Raw genomic sequence first — 20804 nt, 5'->3', positions numbered from 1 at the left:
AACCTCTTCTTTCGCGTAATCGCCGATTTTATCACGACACCATCGATCTGACGATTAGTAGCGAAATTGTCCAATGGGACCATACCAGCATCAGTGAATTGATCGAGACTGCCGACCGCCTGCTTTACCAGGCCAAAAGATCCGGCCGCAATACGATTCTGCAATAGGAAAAAATAATTCTATAGATCGAAAAAAAGAGAAAGACCAGCGGTCATTTCTCTTTTTTGGTTTATTCAGTTTTAAAATCTGCCTAACGATTCTAGCTGACTAGTTAGCTTTTCGCTGGAATGCTGCCAGATGGCTTTCGGATGCTTTTTTCAGTGATTCAAACACGTTACGAACAGTGTCTGGTAGTTCTTGCGTTAGAAAGCGGTTGTACATGTCAATATTCAAAATCTCAGCCTGGACACCAATGGCGTAGCTTTCTTTCAAGGATGCAGGCAAGACCAGGTGACTGGCTGCGTCGTTAACTGGAACCTCTAAGCAGTTGGCTTCAAAAAGCGGTGTCAGTGCTGCAATATGTTTGGCTTCTGCCTTGACAATGTTAGTGTATGGTCGAACCGATCCGTAGGTTTCAATGATTTTAGCGTACTCTGCTTCGGCAGCATATTCATCCTGAATTGCGTAGGTCAGCATTTCCTCCAGCGTCAAGTTGTCGTCAGCCAGCGCTCCCGCCGACCCGAAGTCATTGCCTTCCGCCATCACAACTCCCATGGAACCCACCAAGGTGAAAGCCAGTAGAAGAACAGTTAATAATTTTGATAAACGTTTCATTTTACACATCTCCTTATGTTTTTTTGGCGTCGGCGAAACGGTTAGTTGCGTCGCTGCGTCTTTTGTTTTCCTGAGATGATAATATTACGTTTCTGTGTCAATCGGGTGTCAGACCCCATTCGGCACTTTAAGGATCAGATATTTTCAGTTTCGTTTAAGAAAATCTAAAACCTGTAAACATCATCAATTGGGTTATGTAAACTGCAATCACACTTTTATTTCATTAAAACCCGCCACATGAAAAATCAGAAGTACTTATTTCAGACTTCCCTTTTATTCTTATTTTAAGATCATGTTTGAGTTGTTTTTTTTAGGGTATTATAATATAAGAAAAACAATTTTCAGGAGGTAGAAACATGGATAACGAAAAAAAAGGCGTTTACGGCAATGCCGAGGAACTTGGTGCAAAAGATAAAAATATCAAAAGTGGTGTAGATCCTATTTATGGGGAAGCTGAGGAAGCAGCAAAGGCGAATCGCGAAGATGTTCACACATTCATGGCTGATCCAGACGGTCACAACCCAAAAGTTGACAAGCAAATAAAACATTCCCCAGTAGAATCCGATCAAACCGAAGGTATTTATACACAAGCTAGCGAATTAGCGGAAAAAGAAAAAGTGGTTGAAGAAAACGAAGATGGTATTTATAGCGAAGCTGAAGAACTGGCAAAAAATAATGCTGGAAATATGCATAATTTCATGGCCGATTCAGATGGCAAAAAATAACAACTGATTTAATCTGTGTGTACATCCAGTTTTAGCCGATAGTCACAAAAATATTCACATTATATTAAGGATCCTTTTGATAATCGTCACAGTTTTTTCAACGGTGACGATATACATCAAAAGGATTTTTTTACGTTAGCCCGTCCCTTAACTTTTATCAATCCCAAGACAAAATGACAAACACTCACTTAACCCCGGAACATCTTCATCGCCCGTTCCACATCAGCCTGCATGGCAACCCGGGCAATCTCGGCAATTTCATCAAAGCGCAGGTCCCGACCGGGGTTTTGATCAGAATAGGCTTTAACCGCTTGACCTCCAGCCAGGGACATATATGTAAAGTAATTGATTTTTGAAATCCCGGATACGATGGCTTTGCGGAAGTCAGCCGCACATACCCCGGAACCACCATGCATCACCAATGGTACCTCCACCAATTCGTGAATCGCTGCGATCCGATCAAAATCCAGACAGGGTTCGGCTTCATAAACGCCATGGGCAGTGCCAAAGGCAATCGCCAGTGCATCCACCCCAGTGGCCGCCACAAAGGCGTTAGCCATCGCTGGATCGGTGTAGCATGCTTCCGGGGTCAGGGCTTCTTCCTCGGGATCTGGAACGCCCCCGCCTTCTGGTCGTAGCACCCGGCCCAGCTCAGCTTCCACCGATACCCCCAGATAATGGGCCACCCGGACAATTTCCCGGGTGTTGGCCAGATTTTCCTCATAGGGCAACCTCGAGCCATCATACATCACTGAGGTAAAACCCATTTTCATGGCGTGAAGCAGGTAACCCAGATCTTCGCCATGATCCAGATGAACGCAGACGTTTACCTTGGCCTGATCGGCGAACCGGATCATTACCGGACCGATCATTTCCAGGGGAACAAGGCTTTCATGAATCTGGGCATGCATGATGATCACCGGCTGGTTCAGGGTCTCTGCCGCAGCGATCACCGCCTGAACACTTTCCAGATTGGGTGTATTAAACGCCCCGATGCCGCATCCTTTGTGATTGGCATCCGCTAAAATTTTACTGAGATTAACACGCATGATTTTCCTCCTTAATACTTCGACAAGCCACCACATCTACCCCGGTGCCGCAGATATCCGCAATGACTACATCCCCCATCTGGCAGGAGCCGGTGAGCTTCGTTTTGCGGATCGCGTCCATGGCTAGAGCCATGGCTTTTTTGGGGATGGGGCCGGCCGTTTTTACTGGTAATAGGCAGGCTTTGTCACCACATTTCACCATAACTGTACTGGTTAATGTTCTTTCTGGCGTGGTAATCTCCTTTTGCGCAAACTTTTTACCCCGCTTACAGCCTTCTCCCTCCACTCTGTCCATAACGCCCTTTTTTAGATGAACCGTAATAACGCATTCCTTGGGACAGGTGGTGCAGCAAACTTTTATTTCTTCTTCACTTTTAATTTCACTTTTAATTTCACTTTTATAACGACTCATTGTTTCACCTCCCGGACCGATACGATTATCGGTAGCGCTACACTATTTTGATCGCTCATAGCCTTTAATCCATTTATTTCGTCTGGGTTTAGCTGTACCTCTTCCATCACACTGGGCTTAAAGGCTCTGGGTTTACCTTGATATATAATTTTTTTACCGGATTGAATGATAACTTCGGCATTTTCTAGCGGTTTTCGCACCCGGAATAAAATTCGTGCCGCTTTTTTAGTCGGGCTGGTCAGTTTAGCTGGCACGGTATAGCCGACATTTTCTCCGGGTCCCAGCGGAATAGTTGATTTATTTTTGGCCGATCTGTTTTCACCAGCCATTGCCTCTACCTTTTGCTGCAAAGCATAGACAGCGGCAGCAGCTCCGGCAGCTTCGGCTTCCAGGGTGACGTTATCCACCAGATCGTGAACGTGAAGGACATTTCCGCAGGCAAAGATTCCTGGCTGGTCAGTTTCCAGCTCTTCGTTAACCAACGGACCGTTAGTCCGGGGATTTAGACTGACTCCGGATTTTTGGGATAGCTCATTTTCGGGAATCAGACCAATGGATAGCAGCAGAGTATCACAGGGGACTACTTCTCGGGTTTCTTCAATCACCTTAAAGTTTTCGTCAACCTTAGCCACCTCAATAGCTTCCAGATGAGGATGGCCGATAATATTAGTTACCGTGGTTGACAAATGGAGGGGGATATCAAAATCATCCAGACAGTTTTTAATGTTTCGGTATAGTCCGTTAGCATATGGCATCAGCTCATACACCCCCAGAACCTGCATACCTTCAAGGGTCAACCGTCTCGCCATGATCAGACCGATATCACCGGAACCCAAAATGACAACTCGTTCCCCGGGTTTACGGTTTTCGATGTTTACATACCGCTGCGCCAGTCCGGCGGTGAGGACTCCAGCCGGTCTTGAACCAGGAATTTTAATCGCACCCCGGGTCCGTTCCCGACACCCCATGGCCAGCACAATGGCCCCGGCACAGAGAAGCAGCATGCCATCTTCATTCATCGCTTTAACCTGACGATCCTGGGATAAATCAATGACCATGGTTTTTAAATATACATCAATACCGGTAGTTGCCACCTGATTAATAAACAGCTCGGCGTATTCCGGGCCGGTGAGCTCCTGCTTAAAATAGCTGAGCCCAAAACCACTGTGAATACACTGATTAAGAATGCCTCCCAGTTCGTCGTTACGTTCGATAATGGCAACGGTGGCACCCTTTTCTTTGGCTTTCAGGGCCGCCGCCATACCAGCCGGACCACCACCAATGATGACGACATCATAATTTAACTGTTTCATTTCACACCTCCCTTAACCGATCCACAGAGCTGTTGTGAGCCCCGATCTTCCAGACAGATGTCAGAAACTGGCAGCCCCAACTCCCGGCTCAGAATAGAAATGACCTTATACTGACAGAAGCCGCTTTGGCATCTCCCCATCCCGGCCCGAGTCCGGCGTTTAATCGCATCCAAGGTGCGGGCCGGAATGATCCCGTGGATGGCATCGACGATTTCACCTTCGGTGACCGTTTCACAACGACAGACAATCCGTCCATAGGCAGGATTCTTTTGGATCAGGAAATCCTGTTCGTCAATGGACAGTGTGCCAAAGACAGGTTTTTTCTCCCGAAAAGGATTATAATCCGGTTTTAGTTTCATTTCAAGTCCGGCATCATCCAACAGATCACGGACCGTTTCGGCAATCGCCGGTGCTGAGGCTACCCCCGGGGACTGAATTCCAGCGGCATGAATAAAACCTTTGACAGTTAGCGACTCGGCAATGAAAAAATCATTATTGTTGTTCAGCACCACTGGCCGCAGCCCAGCAAAGGTGCGGATAATTTTACCGGCGTCGAGTTCCGGTAAAATCTTATGCACTCCATCAATCAAAGCCTGAATTCCGGGGGCATAGTTGTTGAGTGCCTCCTTGTCATCCATCATGGTCGCGGTAGAACCAACAATGGTATTGCCATGAACCGTGGGAATACAGGCAATCCCCTTGGTATCCGGTCCGGGACAGGGGAACATCACCGTTTTGGGCTTATTGACCATATCCTTGTCCAACACCAGCAGATCCCCATGCCGCGGCTTCATCTGGTATTCAGAAATCCCTGCCAACCTGGCCACATCATCAGCATGGTTGCCAGCTGCGTTGACGATATAGGAGCAGGACAATTGTTGATCGGGAGTGTTAATCAGAAAACTGCCGTCCTCTTTTTTTTGTATCGCGGTTACTGGCTGACTCGTCAAAATCGCCACACCGTTGGCTTTAGCATTTTCAGCAAAGGCGATCGCCACCTCAAAGGGGTCCACCACGGTGGCTGTAGGAGCATAAAGAGCATACCTGGCATTGGCAGCCAGGTGGGGCTCACGGCTTCGCATTTGGTCGGCATTGATAATGGCCAGATCCCGCACCCCGTTTTTGATACCGAACTCCAGCTTGTGTTTTAATGCCGCTTCATCGGCATCGGTAAACCCGATCACGAACATACCCGGATTGATAATACCAAAATTTAAGTCCCTGGCCAGTTTGGGATAAAGATTGGCTCCCCGGACATTGATCTTTGCTTTCAGACTGCCTGGAGTGGGATCGTAGCCGGGGTGAACGACCCCGCCATTTCCTTTGGTAGCACCAATACCGATATCGGTGCCCCGCTCTAACAGGGCGGCTGTCAGTTTATATTTTGAACATTCATGGGCAATGGCCGTACCAGTGATACCGCCCCCAATGATGATGATGTCATAATGATTCATTCTCTTTTCCTTTCGTAAATGGTGTGTGTTTTTTACGCCGTTGTTTATTCTGCTTCGTAGGGGCAGGTACTACCGCCCGCAGTCGTCCGTCTTGCAACCCATGTTCCGTTTAAATACCCTACCGCATTAGCATTCCTCCGGTCGCATCGATGGTTGTGCCAGTGAGATAAGATGCCGGTTCCGAGACCATAAAGACTGCGATGTTGGCCACATCTTCCGGCTGAGCCACGCGACCAATGGGGATCCGGCTTTCGTAATAACCGGGGTTGGCTTCTAAGTTGTCCCTAATCATATCGGTGTTAACTATCCCCAGGGCAATGCCGTTAACCGTAATCCCTTTAGACGACAGCTCCCGGGCCATGGAAATGGTCAATGCTACCATCCCCGCCTTGCTGGCAGCGTAGTGGGCATGGCCAGTGGTAGAGCCGTTAAAGGCCGCCTGAGAATTAATATTAATAATCCGCCCGGGTCGCTTCTTTTTTAGATTGATTTTGGCAAAATATTGAGAGGTGAGAAAAGGCGCTGTCAAGTTCACATCCATGGTCTCTTCCCAGTCCGATAAGGGGATATCCTGAATCCATCCGGTTAACCAGATCCCAGCGTTATTGATCAGTATATCCAGATCTCCCAGCAGCGCTTCGGCCGCCTTCATCATTTTCCCCACATCATCGGCATTATTCATGCTTACCCCCAAAGGATAGGCGTTTACCCCCATGGATTTAGCTTCTTCTACCACTTCCAATAGTTCTTTCGATTTTTTTCGGGCTGTTACCACCACATTAACGCCTTCTGCTGCTAGCCCCAGAGCAATCGCCCGTCCCACTCCCCGGGAACCCCCGGTGATGATGGCGTTTTTTCCTTTTAATTTTAAATCCATTTCTTAGTCTCCCGTTTTTTTACATATTTGTCCATTATGGGTTCGTAGGGGCGGGTAGTACCCGCCTGCAAGCGTTTATCTTGAGATCAACGTTTCCGGGCGATTGATAATGACCTAGGGGTCAGACCCTCGCCCCTACGAAGCGATGCATAACGTTCCTTGGTAATTGCTGAATGGCCTTCTTTAATACTCGTCCCAGATCCCATCCAGCGCATTGATAACCTTCAGATAGCGGTTGTACTTCTTTTCATAAAGGGCCTGTTTAGTGGGGTCGGGAACCGCAGTAAAGGCAATTTCCACCATCACATCCGAAGCCGCCTTGAAACTTTCATAGGCGCCAGTGGCAACCCCGGCACAAATCGCTGCTCCCAGTGCCCCCAGTTCGGTACATTCAGTGACTTCAATAGGCACCTTAAGAATATCTGCAAACATCTGCACCCAAACCCGGGATTTAGCCACCCCACCGGCTATGCGGATACTCTTTGGGGCACTACGATATTTAAGCAACTTTTCAATATGATACTTATGACTAAAGACAATCCCTTCGTAAACGGCTCTTAGCATATTATCCCGGTTGTGATAGCTGGACAATCCGACAAAACAGGCCTTGGCATTGATGTTGACATTGCTGGCGTATAAAAAGGGTAGGAAGACCACGCCACAATCTTCATCGGCCACACAGTTGACACAATGGTTGGAATACTCATAGACATCCTGCTCTTTGAGATCAATATCCCGAAGGATTTCAGTTAAAAACCATTCCAGATTACTGGCCGAGGTCGGGCTGCCTTCCAAGATCATCCAATAACCGGGGATCGGATAAATGGAGGTCATAAACAAGTCCTTGTCCACTACCGGTTTTTTACTGATATATTCATTGATGCTCCAGGTCCCGGCCACCACGCACATTTTATCCTCATCGGTGATTCCCACTGCCATTGCTGAGGCGTGAATATCCATACAGCCCCCGGCCACTGGGGTTCCTTCAGACAGTCCGGTCAGTTCGGCCACTTCCTTGGTGATCGCGCCGCAGACTTCCCCTGAATAACGCAGTGGCGGCAATTTATCATAAATGCTTTCAAGCCCCATGTCTTTGAGCAGATCCCGGTCATATTTCACATCCCGGACATTCATCAGACTGGAACCGGACATATCAGCAATTTCCCCATAAGCTTCTCCGGTTAACCGGAAACGGATATAGTCCTTGCACATAAAAATCCAACGGGTTTCTTCCAGTACCTCGGGTTTATGATCCATAAACCATCTTAGCAGAGTAGTGGGCTGTCCCGCAAAAACACTCTGCATGGTTTTAGGCAAGATCTTATCATGGGTGCCGTCTTTCTGCCATTTAATAACGTATTCCCGGCCCCGGACATCGGTGGAGATCATGCCATTGGTAGTCTGGCTACCATCAGCCCGAACCAGATAGAGGCCGTTCCCATGACCAGTGGCGGAGAGCCCGATGATCTCACTGCCATTGATACCGGCTTTGGCGATCACCCCTTTAATCGCTTTGACATTGGCCTGCCACATTTCTTCGACGTCACGTTCGGTGAAGCCCGGTTCCGGCTGGTACATGGCTGTTTTGGAGCTAGAAATTGCCACCTCGTTTCCTTTTAAATCGTAAAGTGCCGCTTTAATCATGGTGCCGCCATTGTCAAGACCCAGTAAATATTTTCCCATTTTGTAGCCTCCAATTATATTTTTAAATTTAGAACGATTTGATTGTTTAACCTTTGCGGGCAACTGCTATTGCCCCTACAGTATGATAAATTTCGTTTTGTTTCCCTTCCTCAATACCCCCTTTTCTCACGAAAAAAAGTCCTGCTTAATAAATGTGATATAATTTATCACATTTATTAAGCAGGACTCACACAATTACCATCCGGCACATTCTATTTTGTTTTAATATCCTATATCAAAAATCACGTTACCACAGCGACTTGTCGCTGACCGTCAAACCCTTAAAACCACATGCTTTAATCTTTCCCATCATTTCCCGGTCCCGGACAAATCCGCCTGCTAATAAGGGAATTTTTGCCGCCGCAATCAGTGTTTGATAACAATCCAGAGCCATGATCGCCGGTAGCAGCTCAGCTCCGTCAACCCGTGAACATTCAATAATTTTAAGCGCGGTCTCAAAAGATCGCGAATCATGAAGAAAAAATCGCTGAAAAGTAACGAGACCACATTGTTTTGCCATCCCCAGCTTACCGCTGTCGGTTGACATGACCCCATCCACATGGTAATAGTTTTTTAATAGCTTCATTCCCACGTGATCTTTTCCAAAACCACCCAGCAACTCCAGATTGATCAGCGCCTTCTTATCTTTTGCATGTACCAGTTTAACCAGCTCCTGCAGATTGGCAATGTGGGCTTCAGTGAGTAAAACGACCTGAACATCACTATTAAGCGCAATTTCTAAATCACCCAGCCTGCGAATCGAAGGAATAACCTGGAATTCTGTAAAATCAATCCAACTCATTTTATCTCCTCATTGACTAGATCATAGCACAAGGGGAATGAAACCGTCAACATTTTTTTAAGCAGTAACATTATCACTTGCTTAAAAGCACTGATCATTATCGATCGTCTACGTCCTTAGAGTAGCGACCATCCGGTCTGAGTTTAATAATAAATCCAGAGCATCCAGCGGACTGTTCACGACAATATCCGCTGCCAGCAGTGACTTTGCAAAACAGCCTTCAGTTCCGATCACAGCGATGGAAAGCCGGCTTTCTAAAAACATTTCCCGGTCATTGTTGCCGTTTCCGATGGCAACATTAGTCGCTCCACCGATCGACTCAACGAAGGCTTTTTTCTTTTTTGAAATATTATCTTTTGAAAAAATCTCAATGGTCACCGGCAGATCTCCGCATTGCTTTCGCACCAGACCAAAGGTATCAGCGGTAAGAATATACACGTCCACCCCCAGCTTTGTAAGAGCCACCAGTCTTTCTTTAAGCCCCTTCACCAGAAAGCCATCGACTGCCAGGGTACCGTTATAATCAAAGGTCACATGCTCAACTGTGATGGTCTCATAGCCGGGAATTTTTAGATTTATCATCACTAACCTCTCTTTCTCATCATTTGTCCGTAAGTACAATCACAGTGGCCACTTTCTTCTCGCAGTCTTTCTTAAGTCGACTGCACAAAGCCAAAAAGGCGGCGGTACTAACACCCCGAGGCGGGGTGTTGACAATAATCAATTGGGGTCGCCGGATTCGTGCCATGCCATATTCCAGGCGGATGTATTCAGCGCCACTAAGATCTTTAATAGAAGTATTCATCTTGTCCTCAAGACCAATCATGCTTGCCAGTGCATTTAGGTTGATCCGATTCTCCCGGAGATGTAAAAGCAGCGCAACCAACACTGTCTTGACCCGGGTTTTGCTAACCCGCAAATGCGAATTTTCAAAGATCATCACATATTCCTGCTTTCGCAATCGTTTTAACTGATCCTGCTTGTTCCTGGTAAATGTGACCCGGTTAAAAATCAACCGCTCATCGGATTCTAAAGACTGACCCATGATTTTTTTTAAAAAAAAGCTCTTCTCTTCTTGGGTAATAAAGTTTTCTTCCTGATAACCGTTCTTTTCCACCGCAAAGATCGGCTTTCCACCTTTTCGGATCTGTAACAAAGAAAAATCACGATAATTATCCAGAGATTTACCGGATTTTTTAAAGACATCCAACATTACCAGGGTCATTTCATTGACCAGAGCAAAATCTTCCACTGAAAAAAAACCATTTTGTTTGTTAACCAGCTCCAAGGCGCCAAAAACCTCCGATTCATCAATTCCCAACGGCACCGCAATTTCAGAGGTAATGGTCAAACCCATAGCTCGCTTCAGACTACCAACCTGTAGCCGGTAGTGACGGAAATCTTTGATATATAGTGGCAATCCAGCAAAGACTGATTGGGCTGCAATCCCCTGTCCCGGGCGCAGTTTCAGTTGATAAAGATCTTCTGCCCGGGGGCCTTTAATAATTAATGGATAAATAAATGACCCCCGGGTATCTTCATCTCGAAGCCAGATAATTGCCGCTTGAGCCTCGGTTACCAATAGGATTTCGTCCAGGGTAGTGCTTAATAGCCGGGGCAGTGAGATGATCTTGTCAATGTTTTCCTGGAACTGGGCCAAACATTCATCGTGGGTCAAACGCTTTTCAGTGGCATAGTCGTTAAAAAATCGGGTTTTCAGTCGGCTATTGGTTTCCCGGATAACCCGGGTACCTTCCAGATTTCCAAATTCGTCAAAACTAACCTCAGCAAAGCCATGAATATCAATAAAATGTCGGTTTGCATAGCGGTTCAGAGGAGCCGTACGGCTGATATAAGACACATAGCTGGCCTTTCTAGTGGGGTCATTGGCATGAACAATATACTCAAATCGATCTGTTTTTAAGGCCGCCTTCTGACTGTCACTCATGGTGTACCAACAATAGGGCTGGGCATTAACGCAATAAGCATTAGTGTTTTCGTCAAGCCGATTGATATAAACGTAGGTGGCCAGATTACCACCTTTAGAATGTCCGAAAAGATTACGTTCCCCCAGAATCCCGGTCATATAGTAGTCGAAAAAATCGATCGCTTTATGATGATGAGCGGTGACCACGCCCAACGAAGCAATCAGACATCCGCCCCAGTCCAGAACAATACTGCTGAGATCCATCTGTTCACAACCGCTAAAAACCACCGCCCCGTTATTTTCGCAGTCTTCCATGGCAATGCCAACAAAGCTGGATTTAATCTTATCGTCGGAATTACCGTAGCAACCATAATTATCATTACGATAACCAGTAATAATAACATCGTCCAGGTTATCGCTGGATGCGTAAATTCGCTTAAAATGAGCCTGCCTTCTTCTTTTGTATTGGCTCCCATGCCGAGAGCGACTAATAAAACCAGGATACGTCGAACAGCCACACTGCTCTATCAGATCGATATATTCATCCAATTTTATCGGGGTTTCCCGGGTAATCTGATTTTTATACTGGGATGGCAAATGAAAATAAACCAGTTCCAGCAACAAGTATTTTTCAATATCCAGCAACTTACTCATTTTCAGGCTCATGGTGTTCCTCATTTCTAATGATTGCACTTAGTTAAACAAATCATATCACAATGACTTTCAGAATAAAAGATAGGATTTCTATTTCAAGAGAATATTTCTATACAGGAGATATCAATAAAAAGAAGAAATATTTTTATTCTATGTTGCATTTGCAACCGTCAAACAGAAAAACATGTAGTATCATTATGTTATCGTCAGTTTAAAAAAACGCAATAGTTTGGATAAATATTTAGTTAAACGGATGTTTAAATAAATAAATACGATTAAATCGTTATTTTTCACTATCTATGGGTAATTTATAAGAGAAGTGATTTTACAAAGGTTATTCCCCGTTGATACGGGTTAACAAATAAAATAGTTACGAGAGAGGTAAAAAATGAAAGACATGTTTTGTTTTCAATGTGAACAGACTGCCAAAGGAACCGGATGTGAGGTCAAGGGAGTCTGTGGTAAAACAGCGCCAGTTGCCGGTCTCCAGGATAAATTAGTCGGTGCCTGTATTGGGCTGTCTAAAGCCGTAAAAAAAACAGCGGCTACCCCGGCCACCGACGCCTGTATCAAAAAAGCATTATTCACTACTGTTACCAATGTCAGTTTTGATGATGAGAGTCTTAAAGTAATGGTAGACTGTGTTGACAAAATGAAAGCTGATCTGGATCCAACCGCCGAAGATTATGATATGGCAAAACTCTGGGATGATAATGAAGATATTCGATCCCTGAAAACGCTGATCCTTTTAGGTGTTAAAGGAGTGGCTGCCTATGCTCATCATGCCGCAATCCTGGGTTACAACGACCCTGAAGTCGATGCCTTCTTCTATGAAGCACTCGCTGCTGTCGGCTCTGATCTGGGCATGGACGTGTTACTGCCACTAGTACTCAAAACCGGCGAAATTAATTTAAAATGCATGGCATTGCTGGATAAAGCTAATACCGAAACCTATGGCACCCCGGTACCAACAGAAGTGCCATTAACCATTGAAAAAGGACCTTTTATTATCATCACGGGTCATGATTTACATGATTTAAAATTATTGCTGGAACAAACCGAAGGCAAGGGCATCAATATTTATACTCACGGTGAAATGCTGCCAGCCCATGCTTATCCAGGACTCAAAAAACATACCCACTTAAAAGGAAACTTTGGGACAGCCTGGCAAAACCAGCAAAAAGAATTCGCTGCTGTACCAGCCCCGGTTCTTTTCACCACCAACTGTATTATGCCAGTGAAAGAAAGCTATTCTGACCGTATTTTCACCACCGATGTGGTTCAATACCCCGACATGATCCATGTTGGCAAAGAAAAAGATTTTGCCCCAGTGATAAAAAAAGCGCTGGAACTGGGCGGATACCCGGAAGATAAGGAAATGACCGGCATCAATGGCGGTAAAACACTATTAACCGGATTTGGTCATGGCACTGTTTTAGGCGTTGCTGACAAGGTTATCGCGGCTGTTAAAGCTGGCGATATCAAACACTTCTTCCTGGTTGGAGGCTGTGACGGGGCTAAAACCGGACGTAACTACTACACCGAATTTGTTGAAAAAACACCGGCTGATACGATTGTCTTAACCCTGGCCTGTGGTAAATACCGCTTCAACGATCTTGATCTGGGCACCATCGGCGGCTTGCCACGACTGATGGATATGGGCCAATGCAATGATGCTTACTCGGCCATTCAGGTGGCTGTGGCTCTGGCTGGCGCTTTTGATTGCGATGTTAACGAATTACCGCTAAGCATGGTCTTATCCTGGTACGAACAAAAAGCGGTTTGTATCTTACTGACCCTGTTACACCTCGGCATCAAGAACATCTTATTAGGACCATCACTACCCGCTTTTATTTCACCCAACGTTTTAAACGTGCTGGTTGAAAACTACAACATCGGACCAATCACCACCCCAGAAGCTGATATGGCAAAATTACTGGGTTAAAACCAACTCGCTATTGAAAAAGTGTGGTCGGTACCATCGGGTTTTCTTTATACTACCGTACCGATCAATTGTTAACATCATCAACCAAATTAAAAGTCTGTCAAAACTCCCCTGAAAAGGGCCTTTGGCAGACTTCACTCTTTACCGCAATGATTACCAAAAAACTTGAAGGAGGACTTGTTTATGGGTTACCAAACTACGCCAGAGAAAATCAATGCTATTTTTTCTGACCTTTCAAAAGACTTCATTATTTATGCCCCCAAGCGGTTTGTCGGCGATGGCACCTTTACCGATATCGACACCATTCGTTACGGCGAAATCGCAGATCTATCTGAAATCGAATTTGCCGAAAAATCAGACTACTCTTTTAAAGAGGTCTTACTCCCCATCTCTGAAACACTTTTTTATTTTACTGAAAATGAAATAAAGGAGTCTGATGTGCCCCAAAAAGGGGCGATTGTGTTTTTACGTAGCTGTGATCTGCACGGTCTTAAACGAATGGATACCATTTATCTGGAAAACGGCGCTGTCGATAGCTATTACAAAAGGCTGCGGGATCAGACCAAATTTATTTTAATCGGCTGCGAAAATTCCTTTGAAAACTGTTTCTGCGTTTCGATGGGCACCCAGAAAAGCGACGACTATGACGCTTACATAAAGGTTGATGGTGAAACCGTGCTGGTTGACAGTCACTGGGATCTCCTGGACACCGCTTTGGCCGGTGCAACACCATCATCAGTGATTCCTGATTCTGTCACCGCCAATGACACCGTCGTGACGATTTCCGAAACGGTTCCCCAGACCCTGTTTGACGCTCCATTCTGGGAAGATTACGGCAACCGTTGCATTGCCTGCGGACGATGCAACTTTGTTTGTCCCACCTGTACCTGCTTCACAATGCAGGATATTTTCTACACCGACAACGGCAAAGCCGGCGAACGGCGGCGGGTTTGGGCTTCCTGTCATGTTGATGGCTACACTGATATGGCCGGCGGACATGCGTTTCGAAATGACAAGGGCCAACGGATGCGCTTTAAGGTGATGCACAAGATAAACGATTATAAACGACGCTTCGGCACCCATATGTGTATTGGCTGCGGCCGCTGCGACGATGTCTGTCCGGAATATATTTCTTTTGCCAATTGCATCAATAAACTGAGTGATTTGGTAAATGATGCTGCAAAGGAGGAAATTTAAATGACTGCGACAACAACTGCGTCTCATACAACGAATTCAGATAATCCTTATCTTCCTTTCCTTTCGGAAATCGTCGACGTGATCAAACATACTGAAATTGAGTTTACCTTCCGGATGACCTATCGCGGCGAGGTCAAACCGGGACAATTTTTTGAGGTATCGCTACCCAAGTTTGGCGAAGCCCCCATTTCGGTCAGCGGCATCGGTAATGGCACGGTTGATCTGACCATTCGTAAAGTCGGCAAGGTTACGGATGAAATCTTCGAAAATTATGTCGGCGATACCCTGTTCCTTCGGGGACCCTATGGCAATGGCTTTGATATCACCAACTATATGGGCAAAGAAATTATTCTGGTTGCTGGCGGCACCGGTCTTTCGCCAGTGAAAGGGATCGTCGATTATTTTTCGGCCCATCCCAACGACTGCAAAAGTTTTACCCTGTTAGTAGGTTTTAAATCGCCCAACGATGTCCTCTTTAAAAAAGACTTCAAAGAGTGGGAAAAAAACATCAATGTCATTATGACCGTGGATACCCCGGTCGATGGCTATTGCGGCAAATGCGGACTGGTTACCCAATACATTCCGGAAATCCCGATTAAAAACACTGACGAAGCGATCGGGATTGTGGTGGGACCACCGATGATGATGAAATGCACGATCACCGAGCTTTTTAATGTCGGATTCAAAGAAGAAAATATCTGGATCTCCCAGGAGCGAAAAATGTGCTGTGGCATTGGTAAATGCGGTCACTGTAAAATCGATGATACCTATATTTGTCTGGACGGTCCGGTTTTTAACTACACCAAGGGAAAATTTTTAAAGGATTAGGAGGAGTGCCATGTTAGATCTAAATACCAAGAAGATAAAGAAGAATGCCTATCGCGTCACCAAGGTCCGTGGGGAAACCGCCTCACGAGTCCGGGTTCCCGGCGGCTTATTAACGGCGGAACTGCTGCCGCTGATTCAAAACATTGCAAAAACCTATGGCAATGGCCGCATCCATTTAACCACCCGTCAGGGCTTTGAAATCCCGGGTATTAAATATACCGATATGGACGCCGTCAATGCGCTGCTACAGCCGATTATTGATAAATTGGATATTAATCAGGAAATCCCAGGCAAAGGCTATACCGCAGCCGGCACGCGCAATATCTCTGCCTGTATCGGCAGTAATACCTGTCCATTTGCCACCTATAATACCACTAATTTTGCCAAGAAAATGGAGCAGGAAATCTTTCCCAATGATCTCCATTTTAAGGTCGCCTTCACCGGCTGTGCCAATGACTGCATCAAAACCCGGATGCAGGATTTTGGGATCATCGGGATGACCGAACCCCAGTATCAAAAAGAACGCTGCATGGGTTGTCTGGCCTGTGTTAAAGCCTGCCAGAAAAAATCGGTGGATGCTTTGTCAGTAGAGAATTACCGAATTGTCCGAAACACCGAAAAATGTGTCGGCTGTGGCGAATGTGTGATCAACTGCCCAACCCGGGCCTGGACCCGCAGCCCGGAAACCTACTACCGATTGGCGATTATGGGACGAACCGGAAAACGAAACCCCCGGCTGGCCGAAGATTTTCTGGTTTGGGCGACCGAAGACGCGATTGTCAAAATTATTAAAAATACCTATCGATTTGTAGAAAACTACATCAATCGGGAAGCACCCGGCGGCAAAGAACACATCGGCTACATCATCGACCGCACTGGCTTTGAAGAATATAAAAAGTGGGCTATGGAAGGCGTGGAACTGGATCCCCGCACCATCGTCAAAAGCCCGGTTTACTGGGGCGGTATTCACTACGATTGAAACAAGGGTTTCGGCAACTGCCGTACCGACCAATTGTTAATCTGTTGTTCGCTACGGAATCGGACACTAATAAAAAATTAGAAATTTCTTATTAGTCGCGGGCAGTCGCCAACTACAAGCAAGCTTGTGATTGGCTCGTTGCCTTCACGCAGGCTATCGCCGTGTCGGCTCTGATGCGCACAACTCGATATTGTCGGTACTGGGTTTGTTTGTAAAAGATAAGAACGTAATAAAAACGACTTAATCAAATCATGATTAAGTCGTTTTTACGTTGAATCGATCAGCTTCTAGGCTTTGGCGATTTCTTTACCAAAGTCGATGGCTGATATCTGCTCAGTATCATCGGGGTTCCACTGATTTTTCAGACCCTCGTTGATGATTTCGAATCCGGCGCCTTCCAGCCATTCATTTAACACCTTAGTTGACTCACCGCTCCAACCATAGCAGCCAAAGGCGGCAGCTTTTTTGTTTTTAAACTTAAGCTCCTTCATCAGATGAACAAAGCCGGCGATGGAGTGAAGGATACTGCCACCAATGGTCGGCGAACCAATCAGCACCGTCTTTGCTTTAAAGACTTCGGTAATTAAGTCATTCTCATCACTTTTTGACAGGTTGAAGACTTTTACTAAAACATCTGGATCGGTCAGGCTAATCCCCTCGGCAATATTTTCGGCCAGATTTTTAGTACCATTCCACATCGTGTCATAGATTATCGTGATCTGGTTTTCCTGATAATCTCCTGCCCACTGGGCATATTTCTCAACGATTTGCATCGGATTGTCATTCCAGATGACGCCATGGCTGGTGGCGATCATATCAATGGTCAGATTAAAGGCAATAATTTCGTCTAATTTCTTTCGCAATATGGCACTAAAGGGGGTTAGAATATTGGCATAGTATTTTATCGCTTCCTGATACAAATCGCATTGATCGACCAGCTTATTAAACAGTTTTTCGGTAGCATAATGCTGGCCAAAGGCATCATTGCTAAAGAGAATATTGTCTCCGGTCAGATAGGTGGCCATGCTGTCCGGCCAATGGAGCATCCGCATTTCCACAAAAATCAATTCTTTACCATTGCCGACGTCCAGCTTGTCTCCGGTTTTCACGACATTGAAGTTCCAGTCCTGATGATACTGACCCTTTAAAGACTTTACTGCGTTTTCGGAACAGTAAATGGGAACATCTGGGATTCTCGCCATCAGTTCCGGCAGGGCTCCGCTGTGATCCACTTCCCCATGATTAGCGACAATATAGTCGATCTCATTCAAATCGATTACCTGCGTTAAGTTTTCCACAAATTCTTTGGCATAGGGTAACCAGACCGTGTCGACTAAAACAGTCTTTTCTTCCTCGATTAAATAGGAATTGTAAGTGGAGCCATGATTGGTTGAAAATTCATTGCCATGAAACTGTTGCAGCTCCCAATCGACTTTACCTACCCAGCTCACGTTATTTTTAATTCGTTTTTTCATTTTAATCTCCATTCCGCCGCTATCATTTACTTATAAGCGACATATAATGTATATACCCTTACATGTCGAAAATAACTTTATTGGAGAAAAAAGCTGTATTATGTATGAAATCCAAACAGCCAACTAGTCTTTTTCATTTTCTGCAAACAACAAGCCATTTTTTAACGCTGTTTTAATCGCCGCATTTTTCCCATTAACCTCCAGCTTTTTATAAACATTCTGAAGATGGGTCTTAACCGTACCCGGAGCGATATAAAGCCGTTTAGCAATTTCTTCGCGCTTTAGACCTTCAGCGGTAAGCCGCAATACTTCTTGTTCTCGTAGAGTGAGACTGACTCTGGACAATTCCTCATTTTTCAGATTCTTTAGATAAACTTCACTAACTGATAGCAGCCAGCGAATAAATTGATCTTTAGGCTGTCGATCATTGATTTCTCTCAACATCACAATGAGAAAGGGTGCATTTTCCACAAAGGGCATAATGATTCCATCCAGATAAGCTTCTCCCAAAATCTTATTAAGGGCATTAATTCCTGCTTCAATGCCATATAGATTATATTTGGCAATGGCTTTAAAGATTCCGTTATGGATTATTCCCAACTGATTATGATAGATCGAAAAATATTCTATAAAACTCTCGGAAAGAATTTCAAGTTTAACAAAATTCCGGGATGCGGCGACCGCCTTGCCATAAACCAGATAATTTAAAGCCACCCCCTGATAAAGCAAATCAGCAGTGGTCATATCCCCCACCTGAAGCCAGTAGGGAATCATCTCTGTCTGTTCCAGATTGGCATAAACATAGCCCTTGCAAATGTCCATGGTGGTATTGTAAATAGGATTCCTGACCTCCAGAATTTCTTTTTCCAAATCACGAAGACGATTCAGGGCAGCAGTAATTCTTCCTTGTAAAATCATCAGCCGAATCAGTACAAAATTGCCACAAATAACAATACTGTGCTGATCTTTGGTCCGGGCTTTAAAGATTGCCTTTTCACCATTAAGTTCGGCCTCTGCCCAATTACCAGTTTCCAGACTGTATTCGGCCCGGGCCTGATATTCAGATCCGGTTCCGCAGCCACTGGTAAATTGAGAATAAACCGGAACCTTCTCGACAATCAGTTGGACTGTTTTTTGATACCGACCCGGTTCTCTGAAATAATTATAACTCAGATGGGGGGATCCAAAGGTAAATTCATTTTCTTTTCTCATAATGTAGGATTGTTCCCCATCCAATAGCTTGATAATCAAATCATTGGTGACGGTGGATTCTTCAATATGATTAAATACCGTAAACCGCTTAACGATGTTGATTTCAGCCAGAATCCGATTTCGGTAAGTCTGATCAATGCCATCCTGTTTATTATAAAACTGCTCTAACTGATCCAATTGTCTACGACTACCAATCGCTGTGCGCTCATTTCCGTGGAACAAACAAACAAGAATATGCAGTAAATAGGCCATCGGATAGTGATACAACACGTTAAGCGGCGTTTTTTCAAACATCTCCTGCGAGCCCTCAAATACCGCCATTTCAGAGCTGATGTTTTGGGGATTATTCAAATGCTCAAGAATCCGTCTAATTTCTCCTGCGCGATAAAAGCTCGCATAAGCCTTTGGAAAATTCAATTTGTCTAGATACCATTCACCCAAACGGATGTACAGCGCCTTTTTTTCATCGGCTAAGAGATTTTGTTTTGACCTTAAAAAATCAAGCAATACAAAATGAATTTGATAGGTTTTATTTACTTCATCAAAATAAATAAATGAATTTTCTTTCTTCATTTTTCTCAAAATATCAGCCGTCTGCGATTCGCCGGTTATAAACTGGGCCTGTTCGGCAGTAAAACGATCCATAATTGAAAGTTTGATTAAATATTTTTGGGTCAACGCATCATAAACACTAAAAAGCGTTAAACTGATGAGCTCATCGATGGTCATATTCATCCCTACTGGAATCCCTTTTTCCAAACCAAGCAGCAGCATATAGGTCAGAGTAATCCAACCACCTGCGTATTCGGTTATTTTTCGCAAGTCTTTCTCCGATATTGTTTCCATCATCATGATGCAATAATCCCGGACTTCGACTTCCGTGAACTTTAAAACTTCCTGGGTGATCCAATTGCAAAATCCCTTGGCCACAAGTTCTGCGCTGTTTAAATTCCCTGTATTTCGGGTGACAATAATAAGATAAAAGTTTTCAATTCGCTCGGTCACGATCAGCTCAATCAACCGATTCAAGGGCTCATAATCCGTCAGATGGTAGTCATCTAAAACCATGAATAAGGGCTCATCTGTGATTACCGTGTTTAATACCGATAACACTTGATCCATCTGGGGTACGTCCACCGGAAAGCCCAGCTGCTTTAATGTCTCGCCGGTATCACGATCCCATTTGCTAATTTCATCGCAGACTTTGCTCCATTTATAATCAGCAGAACCATTCTCAGGTTGAAACGTAACCCAGATGGATTTTATTTCTTTCGTTTCCAGAAATTCTCTAACTGCCGTAGTCTTTCCATAACCCATCGGTGCTTCCACAATGGTTAGTGGATAATCATAAACTCGTGCTAAACGATCATTAATGCGTTCTCTTTTTAAGAATTGTTTTTTCACTCTAATGTCTCATTTCCTAGTTTCAATTCTATGTAAATTGGTAATTAGAATAATCTCTATGATTCATTATAGCCGGATTTTTGACACCTGTTAA

Annotated in this window: 18 protein-coding genes; 6 read left to right on the top strand and 12 right to left on the bottom strand. The window is 44.9% G+C overall.

Translation table 11 applies throughout. The annotated features are described in order from the left end of the window. Positions 1 to 41 precede the first annotated feature (41 nt). Positions 42 to 167: a diguanylate cyclase gene (locus tag U2P91_RS17945; protein ID WP_111889654.1), complete on the top strand. Its 126-nt coding sequence runs from the start codon at positions 42 to 44 to the stop codon at positions 165 to 167. Between the two features lie 100 nt (positions 168 to 267). On the opposite strand, the gene U2P91_RS03065 is transcribed toward U2P91_RS17945, so the two are convergent. Then, positions 268 to 774, bottom strand: a complete 507-nt coding sequence (locus tag U2P91_RS03065) for a ferritin-like domain-containing protein (protein ID WP_111886739.1) — start codon at positions 772 to 774, stop codon at positions 268 to 270. Positions 775 to 1130: 356 nt separating this feature from the next. Here U2P91_RS03065 and U2P91_RS03060 point away from each other — a divergent pair, with 356 nt between their 5' ends. Beyond that, positions 1131 to 1499 carry a hypothetical protein gene (locus U2P91_RS03060; RefSeq protein ID WP_111886738.1) on the top strand — a complete coding sequence of 123 codons (369 nt, stop codon included), beginning with the start codon at positions 1131 to 1133 and terminating at the stop codon, positions 1497 to 1499. A 188-nt stretch (positions 1500 to 1687) separates the two neighbouring features. Here the strand turns inward: U2P91_RS03060 and U2P91_RS03055 are convergent, their stop codons facing one another. The 9 genes from U2P91_RS03055 to U2P91_RS03015 form a co-directional block, all read right to left on the bottom strand. Next, a complete protein-coding gene (locus U2P91_RS03055) occupies positions 1688 to 2548 on the bottom strand; it encodes a class II fructose-bisphosphate aldolase (protein WP_111886737.1) in 861 nt (286 codons plus the stop codon). Next, a complete protein-coding gene (locus U2P91_RS03050) occupies positions 2538 to 2960 on the bottom strand; it encodes a DUF1667 domain-containing protein (protein WP_111886736.1) in 423 nt (140 codons plus the stop codon). The genes U2P91_RS03055 and U2P91_RS03050 overlap by 11 nt, the downstream gene beginning before the upstream one ends. Continuing rightward, positions 2957 to 4273: an NAD(P)/FAD-dependent oxidoreductase gene (locus U2P91_RS03045; protein WP_111886735.1), complete on the bottom strand. Its 1317-nt coding sequence runs from the start codon at positions 4271 to 4273 to the stop codon at positions 2957 to 2959. The genes U2P91_RS03050 and U2P91_RS03045 overlap by 4 nt, the downstream gene beginning before the upstream one ends. Then, positions 4270 to 5727, bottom strand: a complete 1458-nt coding sequence (locus U2P91_RS03040; protein WP_111886734.1) for an NAD(P)/FAD-dependent oxidoreductase — start codon at positions 5725 to 5727, stop codon at positions 4270 to 4272. The genes U2P91_RS03045 and U2P91_RS03040 overlap by 4 nt, the downstream gene beginning before the upstream one ends. A 118-nt stretch (positions 5728 to 5845) precedes the next feature. Continuing rightward, positions 5846 to 6604, bottom strand: a complete 759-nt coding sequence (locus tag U2P91_RS03035; protein ID WP_111886733.1) for an SDR family NAD(P)-dependent oxidoreductase — start codon at positions 6602 to 6604, stop codon at positions 5846 to 5848. A 183-nt stretch (positions 6605 to 6787) separates the two neighbouring features. Beyond that, positions 6788 to 8287, bottom strand: a complete 1500-nt coding sequence (locus tag U2P91_RS03030; RefSeq protein ID WP_322518994.1) for an FGGY-family carbohydrate kinase — start codon at positions 8285 to 8287, stop codon at positions 6788 to 6790. A gap of 247 nt (positions 8288 to 8534) precedes the next feature. Next, positions 8535 to 9089 carry a glycerol-3-phosphate responsive antiterminator gene (locus U2P91_RS03025; RefSeq protein ID WP_111886731.1) on the bottom strand — a complete coding sequence of 185 codons (555 nt, stop codon included), beginning with the start codon at positions 9087 to 9089 and terminating at the stop codon, positions 8535 to 8537. A gap of 108 nt (positions 9090 to 9197) precedes the next feature. Next, positions 9198 to 9671: an HAD family hydrolase gene (locus U2P91_RS03020; protein WP_111886730.1), complete on the bottom strand. Its 474-nt coding sequence runs from the start codon at positions 9669 to 9671 to the stop codon at positions 9198 to 9200. 19 nt (positions 9672 to 9690) lie between these two features. Continuing rightward, positions 9691 to 11682, bottom strand: a complete 1992-nt coding sequence (locus U2P91_RS03015) for a GAF domain-containing protein (RefSeq protein ID WP_162624378.1) — start codon at positions 11680 to 11682, stop codon at positions 9691 to 9693. A gap of 376 nt (positions 11683 to 12058) precedes the next feature. On the opposite strand from U2P91_RS03015, the gene hcp reads away from it, so the two are divergent. From hcp to asrC, 4 genes are all read left to right on the top strand, one after another. After that, positions 12059 to 13615: a hydroxylamine reductase gene (hcp, locus tag U2P91_RS03010; protein ID WP_111886728.1), complete on the top strand. Its 1557-nt coding sequence runs from the start codon at positions 12059 to 12061 to the stop codon at positions 13613 to 13615. A 183-nt stretch (positions 13616 to 13798) separates the two neighbouring features. After that, positions 13799 to 14812: an anaerobic sulfite reductase subunit AsrA gene (gene asrA / locus U2P91_RS03005; protein ID WP_111886727.1), complete on the top strand. Its 1014-nt coding sequence runs from the start codon at positions 13799 to 13801 to the stop codon at positions 14810 to 14812. Beyond that, positions 14813 to 15640 (top strand): anaerobic sulfite reductase subunit AsrB, encoded by an 828-nt coding sequence (gene asrB / locus U2P91_RS03000; RefSeq protein WP_111886726.1) that lies wholly within the window; start codon positions 14813 to 14815, stop codon positions 15638 to 15640. Positions 15641 to 15650: 10 nt separating this feature from the next. Further along, positions 15651 to 16619, top strand: a complete 969-nt coding sequence (gene asrC / locus U2P91_RS02995) for a sulfite reductase subunit C (protein ID WP_111886725.1) — start codon at positions 15651 to 15653, stop codon at positions 16617 to 16619. A gap of 287 nt (positions 16620 to 16906) precedes the next feature. On the opposite strand, the gene U2P91_RS02990 is transcribed toward asrC, so the two are convergent. Continuing rightward, positions 16907 to 18094 carry an anaerobic nitric oxide reductase flavorubredoxin gene (locus U2P91_RS02990; RefSeq protein ID WP_111886724.1) on the bottom strand — a complete coding sequence of 396 codons (1188 nt, stop codon included), beginning with the start codon at positions 18092 to 18094 and terminating at the stop codon, positions 16907 to 16909. A 123-nt stretch (positions 18095 to 18217) separates the two neighbouring features. Then, the gene (locus tag U2P91_RS02985) at positions 18218 to 20710 is read right to left on the bottom strand and encodes a LuxR C-terminal-related transcriptional regulator (RefSeq protein ID WP_111886723.1); all 2493 of its coding nucleotides are present in this window, start codon (positions 20708 to 20710) and stop codon (positions 18218 to 18220) included. Positions 20711 to 20804 lie beyond the last annotated feature (94 nt).

The sequence above is a fragment of the Acetobacterium sp. K1/6 genome (genome assembly GCF_034438075.1).
Classification (GTDB): Bacteria; Bacillota; Clostridia; order Eubacteriales; family Eubacteriaceae; genus Acetobacterium; species Acetobacterium carbinolicum.
The sequence above is the reverse complement of the archived record's forward strand: the minus strand, read 5'-3'. Positions and strand labels throughout refer to the sequence as shown.

Excerpts from the sequence above, each read along its gene's own strand:
- U2P91_RS03065 (WP_111886739.1), bottom strand. The coding sequence starts at position 774 with ATGAAACGTTTATCAAAATTATTAACTGTTCTTCTACTGGCTTTCACC.
- U2P91_RS03060 (WP_111886738.1), top strand. The coding sequence starts at position 1,131 with ATGGATAACGAAAAAAAAGGCGTTTACGGCAATGCCGAGGAACTTGGT.
- U2P91_RS03055 (WP_111886737.1), bottom strand. The coding sequence starts at position 2,548 with ATGCGTGTTAATCTCAGTAAAATTTTAGCGGATGCCAATCACAAAGGA.
- U2P91_RS03050 (WP_111886736.1), bottom strand. The coding sequence starts at position 2,960 with ATGAGTCGTTATAAAAGTGAAATTAAAAGTGAAATTAAAAGTGAAGAA.
- U2P91_RS03045 (WP_111886735.1), bottom strand. The coding sequence starts at position 4,273 with ATGAAACAGTTAAATTATGATGTCGTCATCATTGGTGGTGGTCCGGCT.
- U2P91_RS03040 (WP_111886734.1), bottom strand. The coding sequence starts at position 5,727 with ATGAATCATTATGACATCATCATCATTGGGGGCGGTATCACTGGTACG.
- U2P91_RS03035 (WP_111886733.1), bottom strand. The coding sequence starts at position 6,604 with ATGGATTTAAAATTAAAAGGAAAAAACGCCATCATCACCGGGGGTTCC.
- U2P91_RS03030 (WP_322518994.1), bottom strand. The coding sequence starts at position 8,287 with ATGGGAAAATATTTACTGGGTCTTGACAATGGCGGCACCATGATTAAA.
- U2P91_RS03025 (WP_111886731.1), bottom strand. The coding sequence starts at position 9,089 with ATGAGTTGGATTGATTTTACAGAATTCCAGGTTATTCCTTCGATTCGC.
- U2P91_RS03020 (WP_111886730.1), bottom strand. The coding sequence starts at position 9,671 with ATGATAAATCTAAAAATTCCCGGCTATGAGACCATCACAGTTGAGCAT.
- U2P91_RS03015 (WP_162624378.1), bottom strand. The coding sequence starts at position 11,682 with ATGAGCCTGAAAATGAGTAAGTTGCTGGATATTGAAAAATACTTGTTG.
- hcp (WP_111886728.1), top strand. The coding sequence starts at position 12,059 with ATGAAAGACATGTTTTGTTTTCAATGTGAACAGACTGCCAAAGGAACC.
- asrA (WP_111886727.1), top strand. The coding sequence starts at position 13,799 with ATGGGTTACCAAACTACGCCAGAGAAAATCAATGCTATTTTTTCTGAC.
- asrB (WP_111886726.1), top strand. The coding sequence starts at position 14,813 with ATGACTGCGACAACAACTGCGTCTCATACAACGAATTCAGATAATCCT.
- asrC (WP_111886725.1), top strand. The coding sequence starts at position 15,651 with ATGTTAGATCTAAATACCAAGAAGATAAAGAAGAATGCCTATCGCGTC.
- U2P91_RS02990 (WP_111886724.1), bottom strand. The coding sequence starts at position 18,094 with ATGAAAAAACGAATTAAAAATAACGTGAGCTGGGTAGGTAAAGTCGAT.